Origin of the sequence: Planctomicrobium aquicomposti, assembly GCF_051466325.1 — a bacterium.
Classification (GTDB): Bacteria; Planctomycetota; Planctomycetia; order Planctomycetales; family Planctomycetaceae; genus Planctomicrobium.
Map to the genome: position 1 here is coordinate 3922286 of NZ_CP195792.1, position 18882 is coordinate 3941167.

17 protein-coding genes are annotated in these 18882 nt (G+C 59.6%); 9 read left to right on the forward strand and 8 right to left on the reverse strand.

Annotated features, from left to right (window positions below; translation table 11 throughout):
• Positions 1-200: 200 nt before the first annotated feature.
• From SH664x_RS15150 to SH664x_RS15165, 4 genes are all read right to left on the reverse strand, one after another.
• Positions 201-821 (reverse strand): OmpH family outer membrane protein, encoded by a 621-nt coding sequence (locus tag SH664x_RS15150; protein ID WP_437202306.1) that lies wholly within the window; start codon positions 819-821, stop codon positions 201-203.
• A 318-nt stretch (positions 822-1139) separates the two neighbouring features.
• Positions 1140-2066 (reverse strand): fumarylacetoacetate hydrolase family protein, encoded by a 927-nt coding sequence (locus SH664x_RS15155; protein WP_437202308.1) that lies wholly within the window; start codon positions 2064-2066, stop codon positions 1140-1142.
• Between the two features lie 209 nt (positions 2067-2275).
• The gene (locus SH664x_RS15160; RefSeq protein ID WP_437202310.1) at positions 2276-2746 is read right to left on the reverse strand and encodes a bis(5'-nucleosyl)-tetraphosphatase; all 471 of its coding nucleotides are present in this window, start codon (positions 2744-2746) and stop codon (positions 2276-2278) included.
• Positions 2747-2953: 207 nt separating this feature from the next.
• On the reverse strand, positions 2954-3268 hold the full coding sequence (locus SH664x_RS15165) for a hypothetical protein (RefSeq protein ID WP_437202311.1): 315 nt from the start codon (positions 3266-3268) through the stop codon (positions 2954-2956).
• A gap of 409 nt (positions 3269-3677) precedes the next feature.
• Here SH664x_RS15165 and SH664x_RS15170 point away from each other — a divergent pair, with 409 nt between their 5' ends.
• A complete protein-coding gene (locus tag SH664x_RS15170; protein WP_437202312.1) occupies positions 3678-5183 on the forward strand; it encodes a hypothetical protein in 1506 nt (501 codons plus the stop codon).
• A 26-nt stretch (positions 5184-5209) separates the two neighbouring features.
• Here the strand turns inward: SH664x_RS15170 and SH664x_RS15175 are convergent, their stop codons facing one another.
• Together SH664x_RS15175 and SH664x_RS15180 are read right to left on the reverse strand one after the other, a co-directional pair.
• Positions 5210-5584 carry a hypothetical protein gene (locus SH664x_RS15175; RefSeq protein WP_437202314.1) on the reverse strand — a complete coding sequence of 125 codons (375 nt, stop codon included), beginning with the start codon at positions 5582-5584 and terminating at the stop codon, positions 5210-5212.
• A 276-nt stretch (positions 5585-5860) separates the two neighbouring features.
• On the reverse strand, positions 5861-6040 hold the full coding sequence (locus SH664x_RS15180; RefSeq protein WP_437202315.1) for a hypothetical protein: 180 nt from the start codon (positions 6038-6040) through the stop codon (positions 5861-5863).
• A gap of 120 nt (positions 6041-6160) precedes the next feature.
• On the opposite strand from SH664x_RS15180, the gene SH664x_RS15185 reads away from it, so the two are divergent.
• The 6 genes from SH664x_RS15185 to SH664x_RS15210 all read left to right on the forward strand — a co-directional run bounded on the left by SH664x_RS15185 (position 6161) and on the right by SH664x_RS15210 (position 12849).
• Positions 6161-7348 carry a class I SAM-dependent methyltransferase gene (locus tag SH664x_RS15185; RefSeq protein WP_437202317.1) on the forward strand — a complete coding sequence of 396 codons (1188 nt, stop codon included), beginning with the start codon at positions 6161-6163 and terminating at the stop codon, positions 7346-7348.
• A gap of 164 nt (positions 7349-7512) precedes the next feature.
• The gene (gene cmk / locus SH664x_RS15190; protein WP_437202319.1) at positions 7513-8169 is read left to right on the forward strand and encodes a (d)CMP kinase; all 657 of its coding nucleotides are present in this window, start codon (positions 7513-7515) and stop codon (positions 8167-8169) included.
• 327 nt (positions 8170-8496) lie between these two features.
• Positions 8497-8967: an FHA domain-containing protein gene (locus SH664x_RS15195; protein ID WP_437202321.1), complete on the forward strand. Its 471-nt coding sequence runs from the start codon at positions 8497-8499 to the stop codon at positions 8965-8967.
• A 2-nt stretch (positions 8968-8969) separates the two neighbouring features.
• On the forward strand, positions 8970-10100 hold the full coding sequence (gene rsgA, locus SH664x_RS15200; RefSeq protein WP_437202323.1) for a ribosome small subunit-dependent GTPase A: 1131 nt from the start codon (positions 8970-8972) through the stop codon (positions 10098-10100).
• Between the two features lie 346 nt (positions 10101-10446).
• Positions 10447-12366, forward strand: a complete 1920-nt coding sequence (locus tag SH664x_RS15205) for a redoxin domain-containing protein (protein ID WP_437202324.1) — start codon at positions 10447-10449, stop codon at positions 12364-12366.
• 102 nt (positions 12367-12468) lie between these two features.
• Positions 12469-12849: a hypothetical protein gene (locus SH664x_RS15210; RefSeq protein ID WP_437202326.1), complete on the forward strand. Its 381-nt coding sequence runs from the start codon at positions 12469-12471 to the stop codon at positions 12847-12849.
• Positions 12850-12864: 15 nt separating this feature from the next.
• Here the strand turns inward: SH664x_RS15210 and SH664x_RS15215 are convergent, their stop codons facing one another.
• Positions 12865-14265 (reverse strand): sigma-54-dependent transcriptional regulator, encoded by a 1401-nt coding sequence (locus SH664x_RS15215; protein ID WP_437202328.1) that lies wholly within the window; start codon positions 14263-14265, stop codon positions 12865-12867.
• A 353-nt stretch (positions 14266-14618) separates the two neighbouring features.
• On the opposite strand from SH664x_RS15215, the gene SH664x_RS15220 reads away from it, so the two are divergent.
• Entirely contained in the window at positions 14619-15596 is a 978-nt protein-coding gene (locus SH664x_RS15220) for a phosphoglycerate dehydrogenase (RefSeq protein WP_437202329.1), read from the forward strand.
• 81 nt (positions 15597-15677) lie between these two features.
• Here SH664x_RS15220 and SH664x_RS15225 read toward each other — a convergent pair whose 3' ends face one another.
• Positions 15678-16643: a SelL-related redox protein gene (locus SH664x_RS15225; protein WP_437202331.1), complete on the reverse strand. Its 966-nt coding sequence runs from the start codon at positions 16641-16643 to the stop codon at positions 15678-15680.
• Between the two features lie 252 nt (positions 16644-16895).
• Here SH664x_RS15225 and SH664x_RS15230 point away from each other — a divergent pair, with 252 nt between their 5' ends.
• Positions 16896-18608: a serine/threonine-protein kinase gene (locus SH664x_RS15230; protein WP_437202332.1), complete on the forward strand. Its 1713-nt coding sequence runs from the start codon at positions 16896-16898 to the stop codon at positions 18606-18608.
• Positions 18609-18882 lie beyond the last annotated feature (274 nt).

Below are 18882 nucleotides of genomic sequence, written 5' to 3' on the forward strand. Positions count from 1 at the left end.
GCAGCGGGACCGACGTACTCCGGTCGGAAAGCGTCGACGTCACAGTGGGGGAGACAACCCCTCAATCATACCCCTGCGGAAGCGGCTCGCGTAGTCCTGTTGTGCGAAATCCGCGTCCGGTTATCACAAATGAAAAAAGGAGGCCGAACAGATCTGTTCAGCCTCCTGTCGGATTCCAGAAATCCAGGACCGCAGCGAACTTACTTCGCAGCCTGATCTTTACGGGTCCGATAGGACTCGTTGAGGTACTTCAGGATGGGCTCGGTGATGTCGTCCTGATCCTGATAGTAGACCACCTGGCGGTTCATGGTCTGCATGATGGCCTGCGGATTCGACGAATCAGCCACTTCCGCACGGTTGAACCGGATGATCAGCTTGTAGTCGTAGTACTTGGCATACTTGTTGACGGCGTCCTGCACTTCGACGTAGATCTGCTTGTAGACTTCGGCCTGCTTGCGGACGATTTCGCGCTGTTCCTTCTGCTTGAAGCCTTCCATCTGGGACTTCAGCTCGATCATTTCGCCTTCGATCTTGTTGAACTCGGCACTTCCCTGCTGGAAAGTGGCCGCCTGCTGCTGCAGCTTCTGGCCCTTTTCCATGAAGGCCTTCATCTGCCCTTCAGCGTCTTTGGCGGCCGCTTCGAGGCTGGCGGTCTGGTCCTTGAAGCGATCGTAGTTCTTGAAGATGTAGGCCAGGTCGATCACACCGACAACAGGAGAGGCGGCAGCCGACTTGCTTGCTTCCTGTGCGGAAACATGGGTGGGGGCCACACTCAAACCGGCAGCCACCAGGGCGGCCGTTAACAGGCTGAATCTCTTCACGGTGACTGCACTCCTTTGCGGTTTCCGTTCGACCGGGGCGGATCAGACTTCTGGGACAGGCTTGCTGTGCCCGGCGAACTCATGATCTCAGAGGTGAGTGAAATTGGCGGGGCTTTTGCCCCTTCAGGGGAGCGGGAATCTCGCAGAAGGGGCATTTCCGGTCAATTGGAATCATTCTGAGACACCGGCGCGCTGCGATTTTCCGGAAATCCCGGCGAAAACTGCCGCAGTCCTTCTTCGTGAAGGGCTCGGTTCTGTGCCGCTGCCTCCATCGGCGGAGACATCCGAAGCTGCGCAAAGCTTTTCAGAATAATGAGTTCAGACAACCGGATTCCGGAGGGTTCCAATCCGCTCGACGTACGCTTCCAGCAGATCGCCCGACTTCAGGAACTTCCCTTTGGCCTTTCCGATGCCGTGCGGAGTTCCGGTCGAGATAATGTCACCCGGCAGCAGAGTGACGAAGCTCGAAATGAATTCGATGAGCGCTGCCACCGGAAAGACCATGTCCGCGGTATTGCCGTCCTGCTCGACGTGGCCGTTGACCGCCAGCACCATGCGGAGGTTCTGCGGATCGGGGCAGTCGTCAGCAGACAGTACGCAGGGGCCCATCGGGCAGAAGGTGTCGTGCCATTTGCCGTGCAGCCAGTCAAAAAAGCCGTCGCGCGGACGCTCGACGCGGCCCGGCTGCTTGGTGAATCCGCGGTCGGTGATATCGTTGATCACGGTATAGCCGGCCACGTAGTTGAGGGCGTCCGCCTCACTGACCCGTGAACACCGCTGGCCGATGATGACCGCCAGTTCGATTTCCCAGTCGATCTGGTTCGGAGAGACTTCCGGGATCCGTACGGGGTCTCCCGGATGCGTCAGCGTTGTTGCGGGAGGCTTCATGAACACATAGGGAAACGTCCGTTCCCGCTCTTCAGCACGACCGCCCGATTCCTCCACATGCTTGGCATAATTGCCCGCCAGCAGCAGCAGTTTGCCCGGGTCCGGCACCGGAACCAGCAGCTGGACGTCGGTCGCAGGAAATGTCAGCCCCGGCACGGCTGACGGATCAAGAAATTCTTTCAGCGGCTGGACTGCACCGTAAAGTCCTCCTCCGGGCAGAAAGTCGAGCAGATTTGTCGACGGGGGGAGCGGGCACGCAAACTGTTCGGCGGCTTCCTTGAGGGGAAGAATCGATTCGTCTTCGAGTACGAATCCGATTTCGGCTTGTCCCTGATGGGCGTATCGGCAAAGACGCATGTCGCTGGGTCCCGGAGCTGAAAGAATGCGAACCGCGTGAGAGCAATCAGATTGTGGATCGACTCTTCCCTGCACCGCGGAATCCGGCTTTTTCAATCGGAATGCCGGTCTGGCGGCACGGGTCGAAGCGATCTGCGTTATCTTGGCCGCTTTTCCAGGGATGTCAATTCGCGCACTGGCGGATTCAACATCTGCTTGGGAGGGCCAGATCAGACGCTCGCAGCATCCTGTGGCGGGTCCATGTTGGAACCGGAGCGTTGCAGATACTCCTGCACTTGTTGCAGCAGCGGATCGATGACCCGGGCCTGAATCTCCTTCTCCGGTGGCCAGGGAAACCAGCGGTAGCCTTCGTGCTCGGTCACCCGGATTTTCACGGGTTCGGGAATCGACACCAGAAAGATGATCAGTGTCTTCAGCTTGCGGACAAAATTCTCGCGGGCCGTCTGCACGTAATACTGGACTCGAAATTCGAATCCGGGGTCGACCGTCACCGCCGAACGGGGAATCCCGGTCTCCTCTTCCATTTCACGCAGGGCGCACTCCAGGTCGGACTCCCCGGGGTCGACGTGCCCTTTCGGAAGATCCCAGCGGTCCGGGTGTTTCATCAGCAGGAAGGAGTGGATCGGGTTTCCCTGCACCACCAGCACTCCGCACGACTTGACCTCGACTGAATCGTCCATGCATTCCTTCCGCGTCCCGAAATTGAGTCCACAGCTCATTCTGGCAGGGAGTCGCATCGACTCAAGTGACCGACGTCCACACCTCCCGAAAAAATCAGACCGTTCGACGCCGCAGCGGCATGACCTCTTGCGGGATTCCACAGCTCCCCAACAAAAACACCTCCGGGACGTCAGCCGGAGGTGCGCCTGTGTTTGAACTTCCCGGCATCAGTGATGCCAGTGGCCGCTCTGGTGATAGTGGTAGTGTCCCGGCGTGACATGGAAGTGGTTCCGATGTGGAACAATCGTCGGCCCGTGATAATCCCAGTGGCTGGTATCGTGGAACACGGGACCATAGTTGCCCCCATAATACGGACGCACATAGCCGTAGCTGGGGGTGTTGTAGAAATACCGGGTTCCGACACGGCCATGACCGCCGTATCCCCCGTGATGATGACCGTGATGTCCTCCGGCAAAGGCGGACGTGCCTGCCAGTCCGATGACGAGACAGGCCAGTGCTGAAATCTTGATGAACCTGGACATGTGACCCTCCTCAATTTGTGTTTCCAGTGATTGCCGCAGCCCAGATTGGCTGCTGGTCTGGAAATAGAGGGGAGCAGGAGGCGTGCCTTTCGGCAGATTCTGCCGGTCACAGCGAAAACGTAGGGTTTGGCGCAGATTCGCAGGATGACGACTGAGTGGATTGTGACACACCCTGACATCATTCTGATGTCGTTCTTGTTCGGTTGCAGCGGATGCAAAGCCTGCACCTGCTGGAAGGATCTGGCCGGATGCAGTCGCTTCAAGCCGACTGCAGGACTCTCATTTCCTGATCCGCTGGTTGCAGAACGGAAATGCATCGGGTAAATCCAAATTCTGCCCAGATTGACGTTTTTGCCGGGTTGGCGCTCTGCACAGACTCTGCAATGTTGCGAACGAGACAGCGATCCCCATGAAAGTTCATCAGTTTCTTGACCACTACGGTATCACTGAGAACCCCTTTGCTCAGGAAGATGCCGCGTCGGATCGCGTTTTTCGCGAGCACTGTCTGGGCAGCACGCACCACCCGGCCTGGGACAAAATCTACGGCGATCCCGGCACTCCCGCGACGTCTGTCGTGTTCGGAGAACAGGGCTCCGGCAAAACCGCGCTGCGCCTGCAGATCGTCTCCAAGCTGCAGCAGTACAACGCGACCCATCCAAACGCCCGGGCGTTCATCGTGCAGTACGAGGACTTCAATCCGTTCCTCGATACGTTTCGCGATCGGCTGAGCAGCCGTCAGCGCAAACCGGAACGAGCCCTGACCAACTGGCGGCTCTGGGATCACATGGATTCCATCCTGACCCTGGCGGTGACCCGGCTGGCCGACACCATCCGCAATGATGGGCAGGATCTCAAAGACTCCACCCACAACATTACGCTGGATGCGATGGAGAAGCTGAACCGTCCGCAGCGTCGTGATATGCAGATGCTGGCTGCGTTCTATGATCAGAATCGCGAACTTTCGCCCGGACACCGCTGGTCGCTCCTGCGGAAGAAGATGAAGTTCACCAACTGGAAGGCGAGCTGGGATTTCTGGATCGGCGTGCTGGTGACAGTGATCGTCGTGGGAGTCAACGCCGCCGTTTCCGAAGGGCTGAAGGATGCCCTGAGCCACTGGATCTGGGTGGCGGTGCTGGCTCTGGCCGGCTGGGCTCCCTGGCTGTGGCGGCAATTCAAATCGTGGTGGGTGGCCCAGAGCGTCAGTCGGCAGGTGCGGGTGATCGACCATCAAAGCGGCGTCCTGCGGAAGCTGCTGACGAAGATTCCCCAGCCCGAACTGATCGGACAACCCTACCCCGGACGGTCCCGCGGCGATGATCGCTATGAGCTGCTCGGGCGTCTGCAGTCCATTCTCGAAACCCTCGGATTTACCAGCATCGTGGTGCTGATCGACCGGGTGGATGAGCCGCATCTCGTGCAGGGCTCACCCGAACGCATCCGCGATCTGGTCTGGCCGCTGTTCGACAACAAGTTTCTGAAGCATCCGGGAATCGCGTACAAGCTGCTGCTGCCGGCTACGGTTGTCGGTTATCTCAACCGTCAGGAAAAAGACTTCTACGAGCGCTCCCGACTCGACAAGCAGAATCTCGTCACGTCCCTCAGCTGGACCGGTCAGGGGCTGTACGATGTGGCGAACGATCGTATCCGGGCCTGTGCCAAGCTGTCGGAAAAACCGGTCGGAATCAAAAGCCTGTTTGATCCTTCGGTTACCGAAGCGGAGCTGCTGGCGGTCTTTGACCGGTTGCGGGCTCCCCGGCACCTCTTCAAGTTCCTGTATCGCCTGCTGATTGATCATTGCAGCAAGTACACCGAAGATCAGCCGCAGTGGGCGATTCAGCGGGAGACCCTGCAGTCGAGCCTCGCGGTCTTTCTGCGGGACCTCGACAGCTATGACCAGAAGCTCGGCACCGGCTGAGCGGAGGCTGATACACGCGAACGGCTTTATCGCACGAGCGACTGAATTAGCTCGGCGTTGAGCTTCAGAAACTGCTCTCCCCAGCGGTAGTCATCGAGCAAGCCCTCGACAGGCCGACCCAGCTGCGCATGCGCGGCATAGATCGCTTCGATCGTTGCGAGACCGGCACTCGGATCGTCGTAAAGTTTTGAGACGCGGGGGTATGCTGTTTTCCAGTCAAGCAGGCTGCGGATCGGCAGCCCGGCGTAATCAGGCTCCATCTTGGCCGCCAGTCGCCAGGTCCCATCCAGCACCAACAGGCCGCGGGGCTGATCGGCCGGCGTCAGGATCTCACCCCCCAGTCCCAGTCGCACATACGTCTGCAACGACTCGGCCCCCCGGGTCGGAAACTTCCAGAACACGAAATCGCTTCGCCCCCGCAGCGGTTCGACAGAGCATTTGCTCCGTTTCTCCTTGGGGTGGACCACCAGAATTGTCGGGAGAGGGTCGGCATTCATAACAAAGGGGGGGACGTCTCAAAAAAGCGGCAATCCCGGGCAGACGCTCCGGGGTCCGGGGAAGTCGACCGGGAGTCCGAGAGCAGGCAGCACTGTTCAATGTCTCCGCACCAGCGTTCCGTGTTGTGAAATGCTGTCATCCGCGGGGGCGAATGCGGTGCAGTCAAAAGTCGAAAAGTTCTAAGTCGCTTTCTGGATGTCCTGAATCTGCTTCTGAATTGCCGCGATCTCTTTCTCCAGACGGGGAATCTCCGCCGGGTCGTCCGGTTGTTTCTTCGCGCCGGAGAGCTGCTGCTGCAGATTCGTCAGCTTCTTCTTCAGAGAATCGATCTGCTTCTGCTGTTTCTTGTTGATGCTCATGGTCGATCGGAAGTTCGGGGAGAACAGTTATGATGCAGCGAGTGTAAAGTGCCCGCCTTCCGAACGCGAGGAGCCGGGAGTGGCCGATTTCTGCCCAACTGAAAATCTGTTTGCGCCCCCATGATCGACCAACCTCCGGAGATTCTCACCTCGTTCCGCGCCGCCTGGACTGAAGGTCGATTTTTGTCGCTGGTGCTCTCCCGTCCGGTGAAGTCGGCGGCTGCGGAGCCTCGTCGGCAGTCGGTCCGTCCCATCGAGCTCAAAGGACGTCCACTGCTGCAATGGTCCCTCCAGTTTGCGAAGCAGCAGACGCATCAGAATCTGGATCTTGAGCAATCGCTGCAGCGCGTAGCGGATCTGTTTCCTGCGGTCTATCAGGAGGTCAATCTGTTCACGTTGACCGAAGATCTGAGCGCCAGCCTGTCCGGGAAAACCGTCCGGCTGCAGCGACGCTCTCCCAGCCGGACGACGGCCCAGCCCGCGACGCACAATCGTTCGAAAGAGTACCTGATTCCAGAGGGAGTCCCCTGCCCCTTTCTCGTCGCACTCGACGTGATGTTGCCGAATGGTCAGGTCCGTCAGAACCGGCAGAAGAAATTCCGGCAGATCAACCGGTATCTCGAAATCGTCAACGATCTGGTTCCCGCGTTGCCCAGTCAGGGGACGATCCGGGTTCTCGATTTCGGTTGCGGACTGAGTTACCTCACCTTCGCGGTGCATCATCTGCTGACTGTCGTCCATCAGCGTGAGGTTCAGTTCCTGGGGGTGGACCAGAACGAACACGTCATTCAACGCTGCCGTGAGATTGCGAGCCAGCTGGCGTTGGGGGGGATCGAATTCAGTGCGGCACGCATCGAATCGCTTCCCGCTGCGCAGGATCTGGATCTGGCGATTTCGTTGCATGCTTGCGATACGGCGACCGATTTGGCACTGGCTCAGGCGGTGGGCGGGGGTGCGCGGGTCATTCTCGCAGCCCCTTGCTGTCAGCATGAGCTGTTCACCCGGATCGAAGTCGGTTCGCTCTCGCCGGTGCTTCAGCATGGCATTCTGAAAGAGCGAATGGCAGCGCTGCTGACCGATGGGTTGCGTGCTCAGGCTCTCGAAGCGGCGGGCTACCGGACTCAGGTGATGGAGTTCATCGATCTGGAACACACACCGAAAAATCTGCTCATCCGGGCGGTTCGACGGGAGAGCCCGGTCGACAGGGAGCAGAAATGCGCGGTCTACCACGAACTCAAACGGACATATGGGGTGACCGAACTGGCCACAGACCAGATTCTCTCCGCCGCCAGCAGCCGTGAAACTTGACGCCTTTCCTGGAGGGGGGGAGACTGCACTCCCCGGGAGGCGCCCGGAGTGACTGGCCGCCGATCCGGGAGATGGGGACGAGGGGATCACCGGCCGAAATTCGGCTCCGAGCGACCGGTCAGATTGCCCGAACCGGCACTGCATTCTTCGAGAGAGACAACGGAATGATCGTAACGATCGACGGGCCTGCCGGAACGGGCAAAAGCACTGTGGCCCGACTGCTCGCCCAGCAACTGGGGTTTGAGTATCTCGATACCGGTTCGATGTACCGGATGGTCGCCTACAAGGCGGTACAGGCGGGGGGGGATCTGACCAACGCCGACTGGATCTCGCAAATCGCCGAGGCGAGTCGCATGGATTTCTGTGAAGGACGCACCCTCTTGGACGGTGCCGATGTCAGCACTTCTCTGCGAACGACGGAAGTGAGCCGGGCCGCCTCCATCGTCGCCCAGAATCCGGCGGTTCGTGAAACACTGGTGCAGCGTCAGCGGGAAATTGCCGATCATCGCCAGATCGTCTGCGAAGGGCGTGATCAGGGGACCGTCGTCTTCCCGCACGCCGAGTTCAAGTTCTTCCTGACGGCGCAGCCCGAGGTTCGAGCCCGTCGGCGGCTGGCCGAGTTGCAGCAGGCCGGAACCGGAATCGATCTGGAATCCCTGCTCCGCGAGCAACAGGAACGGGACCGCAGAGACGAGGAGCGACTGATCGCCCCCTTGAAACCGGCGGTGGATGCCGAGATCGTCGACACCACCGAACTGCAGCTGGATGAAGTCGTTCACCTGCTCTTCACGAGGGTTCAGCCACGATTATCGGGCAGGTGACGTCTCCTCTTGGCCCTGCCGGCGGTCGATCGAAATCGAGAGATTGCCCTGTCAACGATTTTCCATTTCCGGCGCAATTGCTGCATTACAGGAAAAAGGGTGTGGATTTCGCGTGATCTGCCACGTATTGAAGCAGAAAATTGTGAAATTCGCCCGCATCATGTCCGCTCAGGCGAGGTTCTTTGAGAGGAACCGCAGGGGGCGATGCTTCGCAGCGAAGTTTGACTTCACCGAAAATCAGGAATAAAGTTGAATTGAGCTTTCGCAGCGGCGATGCCTGCCCTTGCTGCGTCACCAATTCTGCGAAACCAGAAGGATCTCGGGAACATGCTGGGTGAGTTGATTCCGACCGGAGGGGGCGATGCGATTCCCTTGCACCGGCCAAAGCTGGTGATCGGCCGTCGGGAGAGCTGCGATATCGTCTTCCAGTTCCCCAATATCTCCTCCCAGCACTGCGAACTGGAGCTGGTCAACGGCTACTGGCAGGTCCGCGATCTGGGCAGCCGAAACGGAATCAAGGTCAACGGCGAACGGGTCGACACCAAGTTCCTGCATCCCGGCGATGAGCTGTCGATCGCGAAGAATCACTTCGAGATCCGCTACCAGCCTCTGGGCAATGCCCCTCCACCAGAGGATGACGATCCCTTTGCGATGAGCCTGATGGAAAAAGCGGGACTGGAGCAAAAACGCCGGCCCGAGCCGCGCATGCCGCTGCCCCCTTCCGGCAAGGCGATCAAGAAAACCAATTTCGGTGCTGAAGAAGACGCAGCCATGGACTGGCTCATGGGCGACGCTTAACCGTGGCTGCCGCGAAGAAACAGGGGAAGAAGGTTCGACTGGCCTTCAAGAAAAATCGCGGCAACAGAACCCGCCATCACGATCTGACGCGTCAGGCTCAGGAAGTCGAAGATCTGGCCGACCTGTCGACCGGCGAACGGCTCTCCGGCAAAGGGGAGTTGACCCGTCATCGCACGATCCTCACCGAAGAAGACGGTTCGAGTGAACTGACGCGGGTCGCCAGCGAACAGGACTGTCTGCAGGGACGGGTCCTCGCCGCCGTCGGTGCCAATCAGATCCGGGTGCAGGCGGCAACCGGTGAGATCTTTCTCTGCAGTGTCCGCCGACTGGTGCGAACCCTGCTCCGCGAGACCCGCAGTGCTGTCGTGGCAGGTGACCGCGTCTTGTTCGCTCCCGAAGGGACAGACGCCGGAGTGATCGAACGGGTCGAGCCCCGCAGCACGGTCCTCAGCCGTGGGAGCCGGCGCTACGCGCATGTCATCGTGGCCAATGTCGAGCAGGCGGTGATCGTGGCCTCGGTCAATGATCCGCCACTGAAGCCCGGGCTCATCGACCGGTTCCTCTGCAGCGTCGAAAAGGGGGGCATCCGTGGAATCGTCTGTCTGAATAAGGCAGATCTCGGTGACCAGACACGTTTGCAGCCCATCATTGGACAATACGCCCAGCTGGGCTACGAAACCTTGCTGACGAACGCCCTGACAGGGGCCGGTCTCCCGCAGCTCCGTCGATTATTGCGGAACCGGGAAACCGTCTTCACCGGCCAGAGTGGCGTCGGCAAGTCGTCGCTGCTCAACGCCGTGCAGCCGGGACTGGGACGTTCGGTCGGCGATGTCAGCAGCGACAGCGGCAAAGGGCGGCACACCACCCGCGTGACCGAACTCCTTCCGCTCGAAGGGGGAGGCTGGGTGGTCGACACCCCTGGAATCCGTCAGTTGCAGTTGTGGAATGTCTCAAAGCCGGAGCTCGAGGGTCTGTTCATCGAATTCCGTCCCTATGTCCCCCGCTGCCGGTTTCCCGATTGCCTGCATCTGCATGAACATGAGTGCGGCGTGCAGGCTGCGGTGGCGGCGGGTCGAATTTCTCCTCTCCGCTATGAAAGCTACCGGCGGATCATGAATGACGAGGAAGACTGACCTGTCTGAGACGTGCCGCGAGCTGAGACGATTGCCTACCGGAATGCGCGGTCTCTCCCGATTCGGGAATCGGCTCTGCCGGTTTTGGGGATCCGCGGAAACTGGTCCTGACTGAATTTCCGGACTTCTCTAGAATTTTGCCGCTGCCAAACAGTCTGGCTCCGCGCGCTTCGGCTGCCGGAGCGGGAACCTGCGGCAGTCCAGGCATTCGGGAGGGGACGAAGATTTTCTCCCGTTACCGGGCAATCTGTCGGGCTCTGGCTGTGAGGCGCTGCCGAATCACCGGAACGGACCCCGTGTTGATGAGTTCAGGATCGCTGACGATCCGAAAAGGAGTTTTGGAACAATGCTGCCCAGACTTTTGAACGTGTGCGGATGCGCGGCTTTCGTTTTCGCTTCTGCCGCGACAGGAATTGCTGCGGAACCCAAGGGGGGCGTGACCGCCGAGGCGGTTCTCGGGTATCAGCCGGTCCAGCCGGGGGTCGATATCGAAACCCCCGCTCCTGCCGAGATGGCACAGTGCAAACTGGAAAGCGAAGGCTCCGCCTGGGTGGTCTATGGACCTGCCGGGCAGATCTTGCGGCGGTTTATCGATACCAATAACGACCGCAAAGTGGATGAATATCGCTACTTCAAAAACGGTTTGGAGATCTACCGCGATATCGACACCGATGGCGATAACGAAGTCGACCAGTTCCGCTGGATGAACATGGGAGGAAGCCGCTGGGGAGTTGACGAGAATAAGGATCGCCGCATCGACAGCTGGAAAATTCTCTCCGCGGAAGAAGCGACCCGTGAAGCGATTCTCGCGATGGCCAACCGCGACGAAAAACGGTTTCTGGCGGTCATGATCACGCCGGAGGAAATCAAGTCGCTGGGAATTACCGGCGAGCCTGCCACGCGGTTGAATAATAATATCCGCGATGCCAGCACGAAGTTCCGGCAGGTTGTCTCCACCACCAAAACCATCACGCCGACGACGACCTGGAGCCGGTTCGACTGTTCCATGCTCATGCCCTGCCTCATTCCGAAAGAAACCGGAAAGACCGGCAGTGACCTGCTCGTCTATGAAAACGTGATGGCCACCGTCGACAACGGCGGACAGTCCGGCTTCGTGCACATCGGTGAGATGGTCCGGATCGGCAATGTCTGGAAACTGACCCAGGTGCCGCAGCCGGCCGAAGGGGACAAGCTCGAACTGGCCGACGCCGGAGCGCTCTTCCAGCCAACGATCGCCGCCGCCGGAACTCCCAGTTCCGCCTTCAGCCCTCGTCTGCAGGAGCTGATCGCCCAGATGACCGAACTGGATGCCAAGGCGCCGCCAATGACGGCCAAGCCGGAAGAGATCTCCGCGTATAACGTCGCTCGAGCCAAACTGCTGGAGCAGCTGGCGAAAGAATCCGGAACAGAAGAAGAACGTCAGGAATGGCAACGGCAGCGGCTCGCACTGATTGGTGCTGCTGCGCAGATGGGAACTTATCCCAATGCACTGGCGGAGCTGAAAGCGGCTGAGCAGGCCCTGCGTCAGAACCGTGAGGATCAGGAGCTGCTCGCCTATGCCGTGTTTCAGCGTCTGGTGGCGGAATACAATATTGAGTTGCAGGCCAGCAGCCAGGCCGGCGCTGCCGAGCGGGCCAAGGTCCAGGAAAACTGGGTGAAATCACTGGAAGGGTTCGTGCAGGAATTTGCCCAGTCTCCCGATGCCGCGGATGCGCTGTTGCAGCTGGCGATCACCAATGAGTTCGTCGGACATGTGAAGGAAGCGACGGGCTGGTATCAGAAGCTGGTGGAAGGATATCCGAAAGCCTCGGCCGCCACTCGGGCAGCGGGGTCGCTCAAACGGCTGGAACTGGCCGGCAAGCCCTTCGCCTTTGAAGGAGCGAACCTCGCGGGTGGCAAGATCAATACCGCTGCCTACCGCGGCAAGGTGCTGGCGGTGATCTTCTGGGCGACCTGGTGCAAACCGTGCACGGAAGATCTGCCGCAGATCCAGCAGCTGTATCAGACGTACCAGAAGGAAGGTTTTGAAATCGTCGGCGTAAATCTCGATTCGCCGGGAGCACCGATTCAGCAGTATCTGCAGAACTATCGCGTGGTCTGGCCGCAGATTCACGAACAGGGGGGGCTCGAAAGCCGTCCGGCCATTGAATTCGGGGTGATCTCATTGCCGACGATGTTCCTCGTCGACAAGAGTGGCCGCGTGGTGAATTCGAGTGCTTCGGTCGACGACCTGAAGAAAGCTCTTCCGGAGTTGCTGAAGAAATAACTTCCGGATTGCAGTGTCACGAGAGATTTGCATCCGCCCGCCACGTTTTTTCAAAGACGGGGCGGGCTTTTCCCATTGTCCCCGGCACCGGAGTCCGGACGCATGGAGCTTGTTGTTGTCGGCAACTTTCTCGAAGCCTGCCTGTGGTTTGTCCTGGGGATCGGAACCTTCCTGGCCGGGAACGTGCGGGGCCTGACTCCGTTCGTTCGCTGGCTGCTGGTGGTCTCGTATTTCGCCTTCGGTCTTTCCGACCTGATCGAGATAAAAACCGGTGCCTGGTATTCCCCCCCTGCCCTGCTCGTCTTCAAAGGGCTGGGCTTGACCGGCATTGCCGTCGGCCTGCGGCGATTGTGGAACGCGCGTCGACCGGGAATATCAGAAGATCGAGTCACCCCGCTGCAACGCCGCCGGCGGGAACATCAACTGAAAGTCATTCGCGCGTCGACGGCGGAGATTCGACCCACCGACAAATCATCCGACTGATACGTCCGCAGCCAACTACTTCAGGTCGAACTCTTTGATTTTGCGATACATCGTCCGCTCGCCGATGCCGAGCAAACGGGCGGCTTCTTCCCGCTTGCCCCCGGTCAGTTCCAGGGCCCGGGCGATGTAATATTTCTCGACCTCTTCAAACGGTCGACCGATCAGCATGTCGGTGCCGGAAGCGTAAGCGAGGCCGTCCGAGGCCCGCCCCGCCAGCGTGGCGAGTTCCATCGGGAGGTCATCGACATCCAGTCGGCCATCGTTGTCGAGCGCCAGCATTCCTTCGATCACATTCCGCAGCTGACGGATGTTACCGGGCCATTCAAACGACATCAGCACCTGTCGGGCAGCGCGGCTGATTCCCTCCACTTCCCGACCGTTCCGCTTGCAGAACTCTTTGAGGAAGTGTTCGATCAGCAGCGGAATGTCCTCACGACGTTCCCGCAAGGGGGGGAGCGAGATCGTGACGACGCTGAGACGATAATACAGGTCGCTGCGAAACTCCCCCTTCTCCATCATCGCCTTGAGGTCCGCATTCGTGGCTGCCACCAGGCGGACATTGATGGAACGCTCTTCGTTTGAGCCGAGTCGCGTGATCTTGCGATCTTCGAGCACCCGCAACAGTTTGATCTGTGTTTCCATGGGCATTTCGCCCACTTCATCCAGAAACAGCGTTCCCCCGTTGGCATGTTCAAACTTGCCGATGCGGCGCGTGGCAGCGCCGGTAAATGCTCCCGGTTCGTGCCCCCACAATTCGCTTTCGAGAATGCTCTCCGGCAGAGCGGAGATATTCAGGGGAACAAACGGCTTGCTCTTGCGGGGGCTGTTCTGATGCAGGGCGCGGGCCACCAGTTCCTTCCCGGTGCCGCTCTCTCCCAGAATCAGCACGGTGGTATCGGTGGGGGCGAGGTTCTTGAGTTGCTCGATCACCCGGTGCATGGCGGGGCTGTTGCCGATGACTCCTTCAAAACCGAACTTCTCATCAAGCCCCTTGCTGAGGGCGATATTTCTGCGGAGAAGGCGAATGCGGCTGCTCGCTTTGTCGACGGCGCTTCGCAGCTCCTGAATATCCAGCGGCTTGGTGAGATAGGTATACGCCCCCCCCTGCATGGCGGTGACCACCGAGGGAATCGAGCTGTGCGCGGTCAGGACGATCACTTCCGCATCGGGGAGTTCATCTTTGGCTTTGCGGAGGATCCCCAGGCCATCGACGTCATCCATTTTCAGATCGGTAATGATGATGTCGTAGTTCTGGCTTTCGATCAGTTCTGCGCCCCGACTCCCTGAACTGGCGATTGTGCAGTCGCAGTAGAGGGCCTCCAGGGAATCGGCCACAGCCTGAGCATGCGGTTCATCGTCGTCGACAATCAGCACATTGATGGCGATGGCGCTGGGATCGGCGTGATTCACTGCCACGAGAGACGTCTTCACTACATAAGGAGGTGGAGGAGGAATCCTGTCGGGCTGCCGGCGGAACCGTCCGCAGCGGGCCATGAGTGACAGGACTTCCGGGGCCAGACGAGGCGAGATCTGTCGACATCTTACCTCGAACTGCAAAATTTACAGGTCAATTTCGGCGTGTAAAGGAGCCGAAATGGCAGATTTCATCTTGAACTGCTCCGGCCGCGGTTCTTTTCGGTGAAGCTGCTGATCGGGGAACCTGTACGGCACAGGCAAAGATTGAAGGTTGGCGATGCGTTTCCGTTCGAGTTATCAATCGATTAGATTCATGCCTCCCTCGTCCCCCACACCCCTCAAGCTGGCTGGCTATGAAAATCCGCTGCTGCGCCTTGGAATCTGATGAAGGTCCCCATTTCCCCCTGTTGCAGTCTGCCGGTTTTGAAGTCCTTCCCGGAGACCGGACGCTGAATTACTGGCAGGCGGACGCCCTCATCTCACAGCTCGCGGGGTGTGCGGGCGTGATTGCCGGGTCGGAGCCATACACCCGGCAGGTGATCGAAGCGTCGCCGGAACTGAGGGTGATTGCCCGCACCGGCGTCGGCTACGACGCGGTCGATCTGGCGGCCTGCGATGAACGACAGATCGCCGTCGTGACGACCCCCGGCGTGAATCATGAGGCGGTCGCGGAGCAGACCATGGCCATGCTGATGGCCGTGGCGCGGGGGTATCCCGATCTTGATCAGCGCGTGCGGACCGGCCGGTGGAAACGCATCGCCACCCCCCGCATGCTGGGGCGAACCCTGGGACTCGTGGGACTCGGTCGGACCGGTCAGGCGGTCGCCGTCCGGGCATTGGGACTGGGGCTGAAGGTGATTGCCAGCGATCCCTATCCCCCCACCGAATTCCTGAAAAAATATCCGGTACAGATCGTGTCGTTCGACGAAGTGCTGGCAACAGCGGATTATGTCTCGTTGCACAATCCTTACTCCGCGCAGGATGCCAGGATGATGAACGCGGCCCGGTTCGCACAGATGAAGCCCGGATCGATCTTCATCAATGCCGCCCGGGGGGGACTGGTCGATGAAGACGCGCTGTACGAGGCACTCAAGTCCGGACACTTACGCTCTGCGGCACTCGACGTCTATCAGATTGAACCGCTGCCGTTGACCAGCCCGTTGCTGACGCTGTCCAACATTCTGCTGTCAGGCCACGTTGCCGGACTGGATGAGGAATCGCAGCGGGACGCTCTGACGATGGCCGCCGAGAATATTATTGAGCTGTCGCAGGGTCGCCTCCCTGCAGGTCGGGTCCAGAATCTCAAGCACCTGACCCGGTTTAACTTTTAGCCTGCAAGGACGTCGCCGCAAAAACGGGGCGCCCGCATTGACAGGTCCCTGCGACCATTGTGATGAATGTTTAATCGGGATTCACCCGGACGGGAGGGGGCAAGCCAGCTCCGCATAGTCTGGTCGATCCGCAGCGGTCTCATGTCGATAGCTGCGGATGATCTTTCCCTGATCGAGTACGAAAACTCCGGGCATGCGGAAGCCGTTCCCTTGAATCGGACCGAAACCGTGTCCTTCCAGCAAGGCTGCACGCAATCCGCGGCTGATGACAGAGGCTCCAAACAGATCGGTGAAACGACCGAGCCGCAGATCGAAAGCCCGATAAAGCTGCTGATCGGGGTCGCTGAATCTCTCGGCGGCCTGCAATTCGTAACGGGCGAACAGAGGGGCAATCTCGACCTCGGGACTCATATGCACCAGCGCGAGGGGCATCGGCGTTTCTCCGCGGGACCGGGCGGCTCTGCGCCAGGCGGCCAGATCGGACAGTGCCTCGCGACAGAACGTGCACCCTGCATGCCGCAGGAAGACGACAAGGTGCGGCTGCTGTGTCGAGAGTTCGAGCAGTGAATTCCCGTTCTGGCTGCGGAACGAATGGAGCAGAGATTTGAAACTCTCCGAACCAGACGGATTCTCGACCTGAGATGAATGAAAGCGGACGGCACCCCACAGAATCATCGTGAAGGGAATCCACCAGATCAGGTCATTGCAGATCAGGAGTCGGGCGGCACTGGGAGGCAGTGTCCCCTGTGCCACGCTGACGGCCATACCCACCGGGCCCAGCACCTTTCCCAGCAGGCCGACGAAGACCATCGGCCAGTGACGATAGGGATCGCGGGCTGCGAGCCAATAGCCGACGCCATAGACGCCAATCACCATTCCCAGGCACTGCCAGAGCGCCGGATGGTGACCCTCCGGTGCGAATCCGGAAACCCGCAACGAGGCTTGCGGCCAGCCAATCACCCATAAGCCCCAGATGATGTTGTAAACACCGGCACTGCGCAGAACCAGCTTCATCCAGGGGGGCGCTACGAGCGATTCAGACGGCATGGCGATGTGTCCTGCTCCAAAATTGACATGTGATGAAAAAAGATAACGGACACTTGGGATTGTCGAAATCCATTATGTGGGCGGGATTTGAAGGGAGACACCCGACACCGGACCCGCGGTTCGCTCCGGGATCGCTCCAGAGAGGAGCGTGACCTTCCGATCTGGAGTGCTATGATGCCCCCGACGCGGCGTGTCACGACGACGGAAACCCGTCCCGTACCTGCCCCGTCCGGGAGCTTGAAAGTCTCATTTATGCCCCCAACCAAGCCGACGAATCCCAATCTCGAACAGACGATGCTGATGCCCGCCTTGGGCGCAGCAGCGGAGAAAAAGCCTGGGAAAAAAGGGGCCGCTGTCGCTCTCGTCAGCGGCAGCAGCATCGATTACAGCGGCGAAACCAGCCAGCTGTTAACCGAACGGCTGCGACTTTCTTCACTCATTCTTTCCGCCGGATTTGCTGCCTTTCTCGCGAAGGGTCTGTTCCTGCCGACGCAGCGGACGGCGAATCAGGAATGGATCATGCTCCCGCTGCTGGCGGGGGTGACCGCCATCACCGGCTTTCTCGCACTGCGGATTCAGGCCAGGTGTGAAAAGACACTCCGCAATCTGCGGCTGGTGGAGATGCTGATCTTCGGCTCACCAGCGATCCTGTTTACGGTCGTTGGTTATTGCTCGCTCGTGTACGGGGCGCAGCGGGGTTACCTGCCGCCGATCACGGTGCCGTGGCTTATCCTGATTTTTACCTACGCGCTGTTTATTCCGAATACATGGCAACGCGCGCTGGTCATGATTCTGCCCCCTGCTCTGGCTCCCGCCGGGACGATCCTGTTCGCCTGGGCGACCTCGCCGGATGTCTCCGAGTTAATGAAGAGCAGCGGCGATTTCCATTTTGTGATCCTTGAAGCGGCGATGGTGATGGCGTTCGGAGCGACCATCGCGGTCTGGGGTGTCAAAACCATCAACGTGCTTCGATCGAAGGCCTTTGAAGCGAAGAAGCTCGGGCAATATCGACTGAAGCGACTGCTGGGCAAAGGGGGGATGGGCGAGGTCTACCTCGCCGAGCACCTGATGCTGAAGCGGCCCTGTGCGATCAAGCTGATCCGTCCCGAAATCGCTGGCGACCCGGATACCCTTGCCCGTTTTGAACGGGAAGTGCAATCGACCGCCAAGCTGACTCACTGGAATACGGTCGAAATCTTCGACTATGGCCGGGCCGATGACGGCACGTTTTATTACGTCATGGAGTATCTGCCCGGAATGAGTCTGGACCAGCTGGTGGAACGACACGGCCCAATGCCCGCCGGTCGCGTCATTTCGCTGCTCGCGCAAACCTGCAGTGCCCTCGCCGAAGCCCATTCCCAGAACATGATCCATCGTGATCTGAAGCCCGGGAACATCTTCGCGGCCAAGCTGGGGGGCGTTTATGACGTGGCGAAGCTGTTGGACTTCGGCCTCGTGCGGACGGAGAACTCGGAAGTCGATGTCCGCCTGACTCAGGCGGGAATGGTGACCGGTTCCCCGCTGTATCTCTCCCCGGAACAGGCCACCGGAGACAACATCGACGCCCGCAGTGACATCTACTCGCTTGGATGTGTCGCCTACTTCCTGTTGACGGGGCAGCCCCCGTTCGTGGAAGACAAGGCGATCAAGCTGATTCTCGCACACGCCCAGCGGACCCCGGCACTTCCCTCTTCGATCGTCCCGGGAATCCCGTCCGATCTGGAGAGTGTCGTCATGCACTGCCTGGAGAAGGATCCTCGCAACCGGTACCAGTCGATTTCCGCGCTCCGGCGGGCATTGCTTTCCTGTGCCAGCGCCGACGAGTGGAGCAGCGAAGTCGCCCATGACTGGTGGAACGTCTATGGCTGTCCGAAGAAGCGCGAACTCGACGAGTGTGTCATCGAAGGTCGTGAACTGCTCGACTCCAAGGAATTCTCCGCTGCGGGTGATCTGATCAGCGTCTGACGCGGACACCGGGCAGCGAATGTCGCTTTTTCGCAACACAGCAATGCCGCTTTGTAGGGATTATGGCGGTTGTCCATCTGCAGGGGTCCGCACGGCGGAACTGACTTGGAAATCTGTACGGGATTTTTGCTTTTCCCGGATTTCAACCTAGGGTTGGGTGAACCGAGTCGAACACCGGATCATCGCGTGTCTTGGCGGGCGAGGGTGGGAGGCCAGCTGATCTTCCGCGGTCTTGACATGCGTCATGGGTCGGCGTTCGGTAGCGGTGCAGGAG

Excerpts from the sequence above, each read along its gene's own strand:
- SH664x_RS15155 (WP_437202308.1), bottom strand. The coding sequence starts at position 2,066 with ATGCGTCTTTGCCGATACGCCCATCAGGGACAAGCCGAAATCGGATTC.
- SH664x_RS15160 (WP_437202310.1), bottom strand. The coding sequence starts at position 2,746 with ATGGACGATTCAGTCGAGGTCAAGTCGTGCGGAGTGCTGGTGGTGCAG.
- SH664x_RS15165 (WP_437202311.1), bottom strand. The coding sequence starts at position 3,268 with ATGTCCAGGTTCATCAAGATTTCAGCACTGGCCTGTCTCGTCATCGGA.
- SH664x_RS15170 (WP_437202312.1), top strand. The coding sequence starts at position 3,678 with ATGAAAGTTCATCAGTTTCTTGACCACTACGGTATCACTGAGAACCCC.
- SH664x_RS15180 (WP_437202315.1), bottom strand. The coding sequence starts at position 6,040 with ATGAGCATCAACAAGAAACAGCAGAAGCAGATCGATTCTCTGAAGAAG.
- SH664x_RS15185 (WP_437202317.1), top strand. The coding sequence starts at position 6,161 with ATGATCGACCAACCTCCGGAGATTCTCACCTCGTTCCGCGCCGCCTGG.
- cmk (WP_437202319.1), top strand. The coding sequence starts at position 7,513 with ATGATCGTAACGATCGACGGGCCTGCCGGAACGGGCAAAAGCACTGTG.
- SH664x_RS15195 (WP_437202321.1), top strand. The coding sequence starts at position 8,497 with ATGCTGGGTGAGTTGATTCCGACCGGAGGGGGCGATGCGATTCCCTTG.
- SH664x_RS15205 (WP_437202324.1), top strand. The coding sequence starts at position 10,447 with ATGCTGCCCAGACTTTTGAACGTGTGCGGATGCGCGGCTTTCGTTTTC.
- SH664x_RS15210 (WP_437202326.1), top strand. The coding sequence starts at position 12,469 with ATGGAGCTTGTTGTTGTCGGCAACTTTCTCGAAGCCTGCCTGTGGTTT.
- SH664x_RS15220 (WP_437202329.1), top strand. The coding sequence starts at position 14,619 with ATGAAAATCCGCTGCTGCGCCTTGGAATCTGATGAAGGTCCCCATTTC.
- SH664x_RS15225 (WP_437202331.1), bottom strand. The coding sequence starts at position 16,643 with ATGCCGTCTGAATCGCTCGTAGCGCCCCCCTGGATGAAGCTGGTTCTG.
- SH664x_RS15230 (WP_437202332.1), top strand. The coding sequence starts at position 16,896 with ATGCCCCCAACCAAGCCGACGAATCCCAATCTCGAACAGACGATGCTG.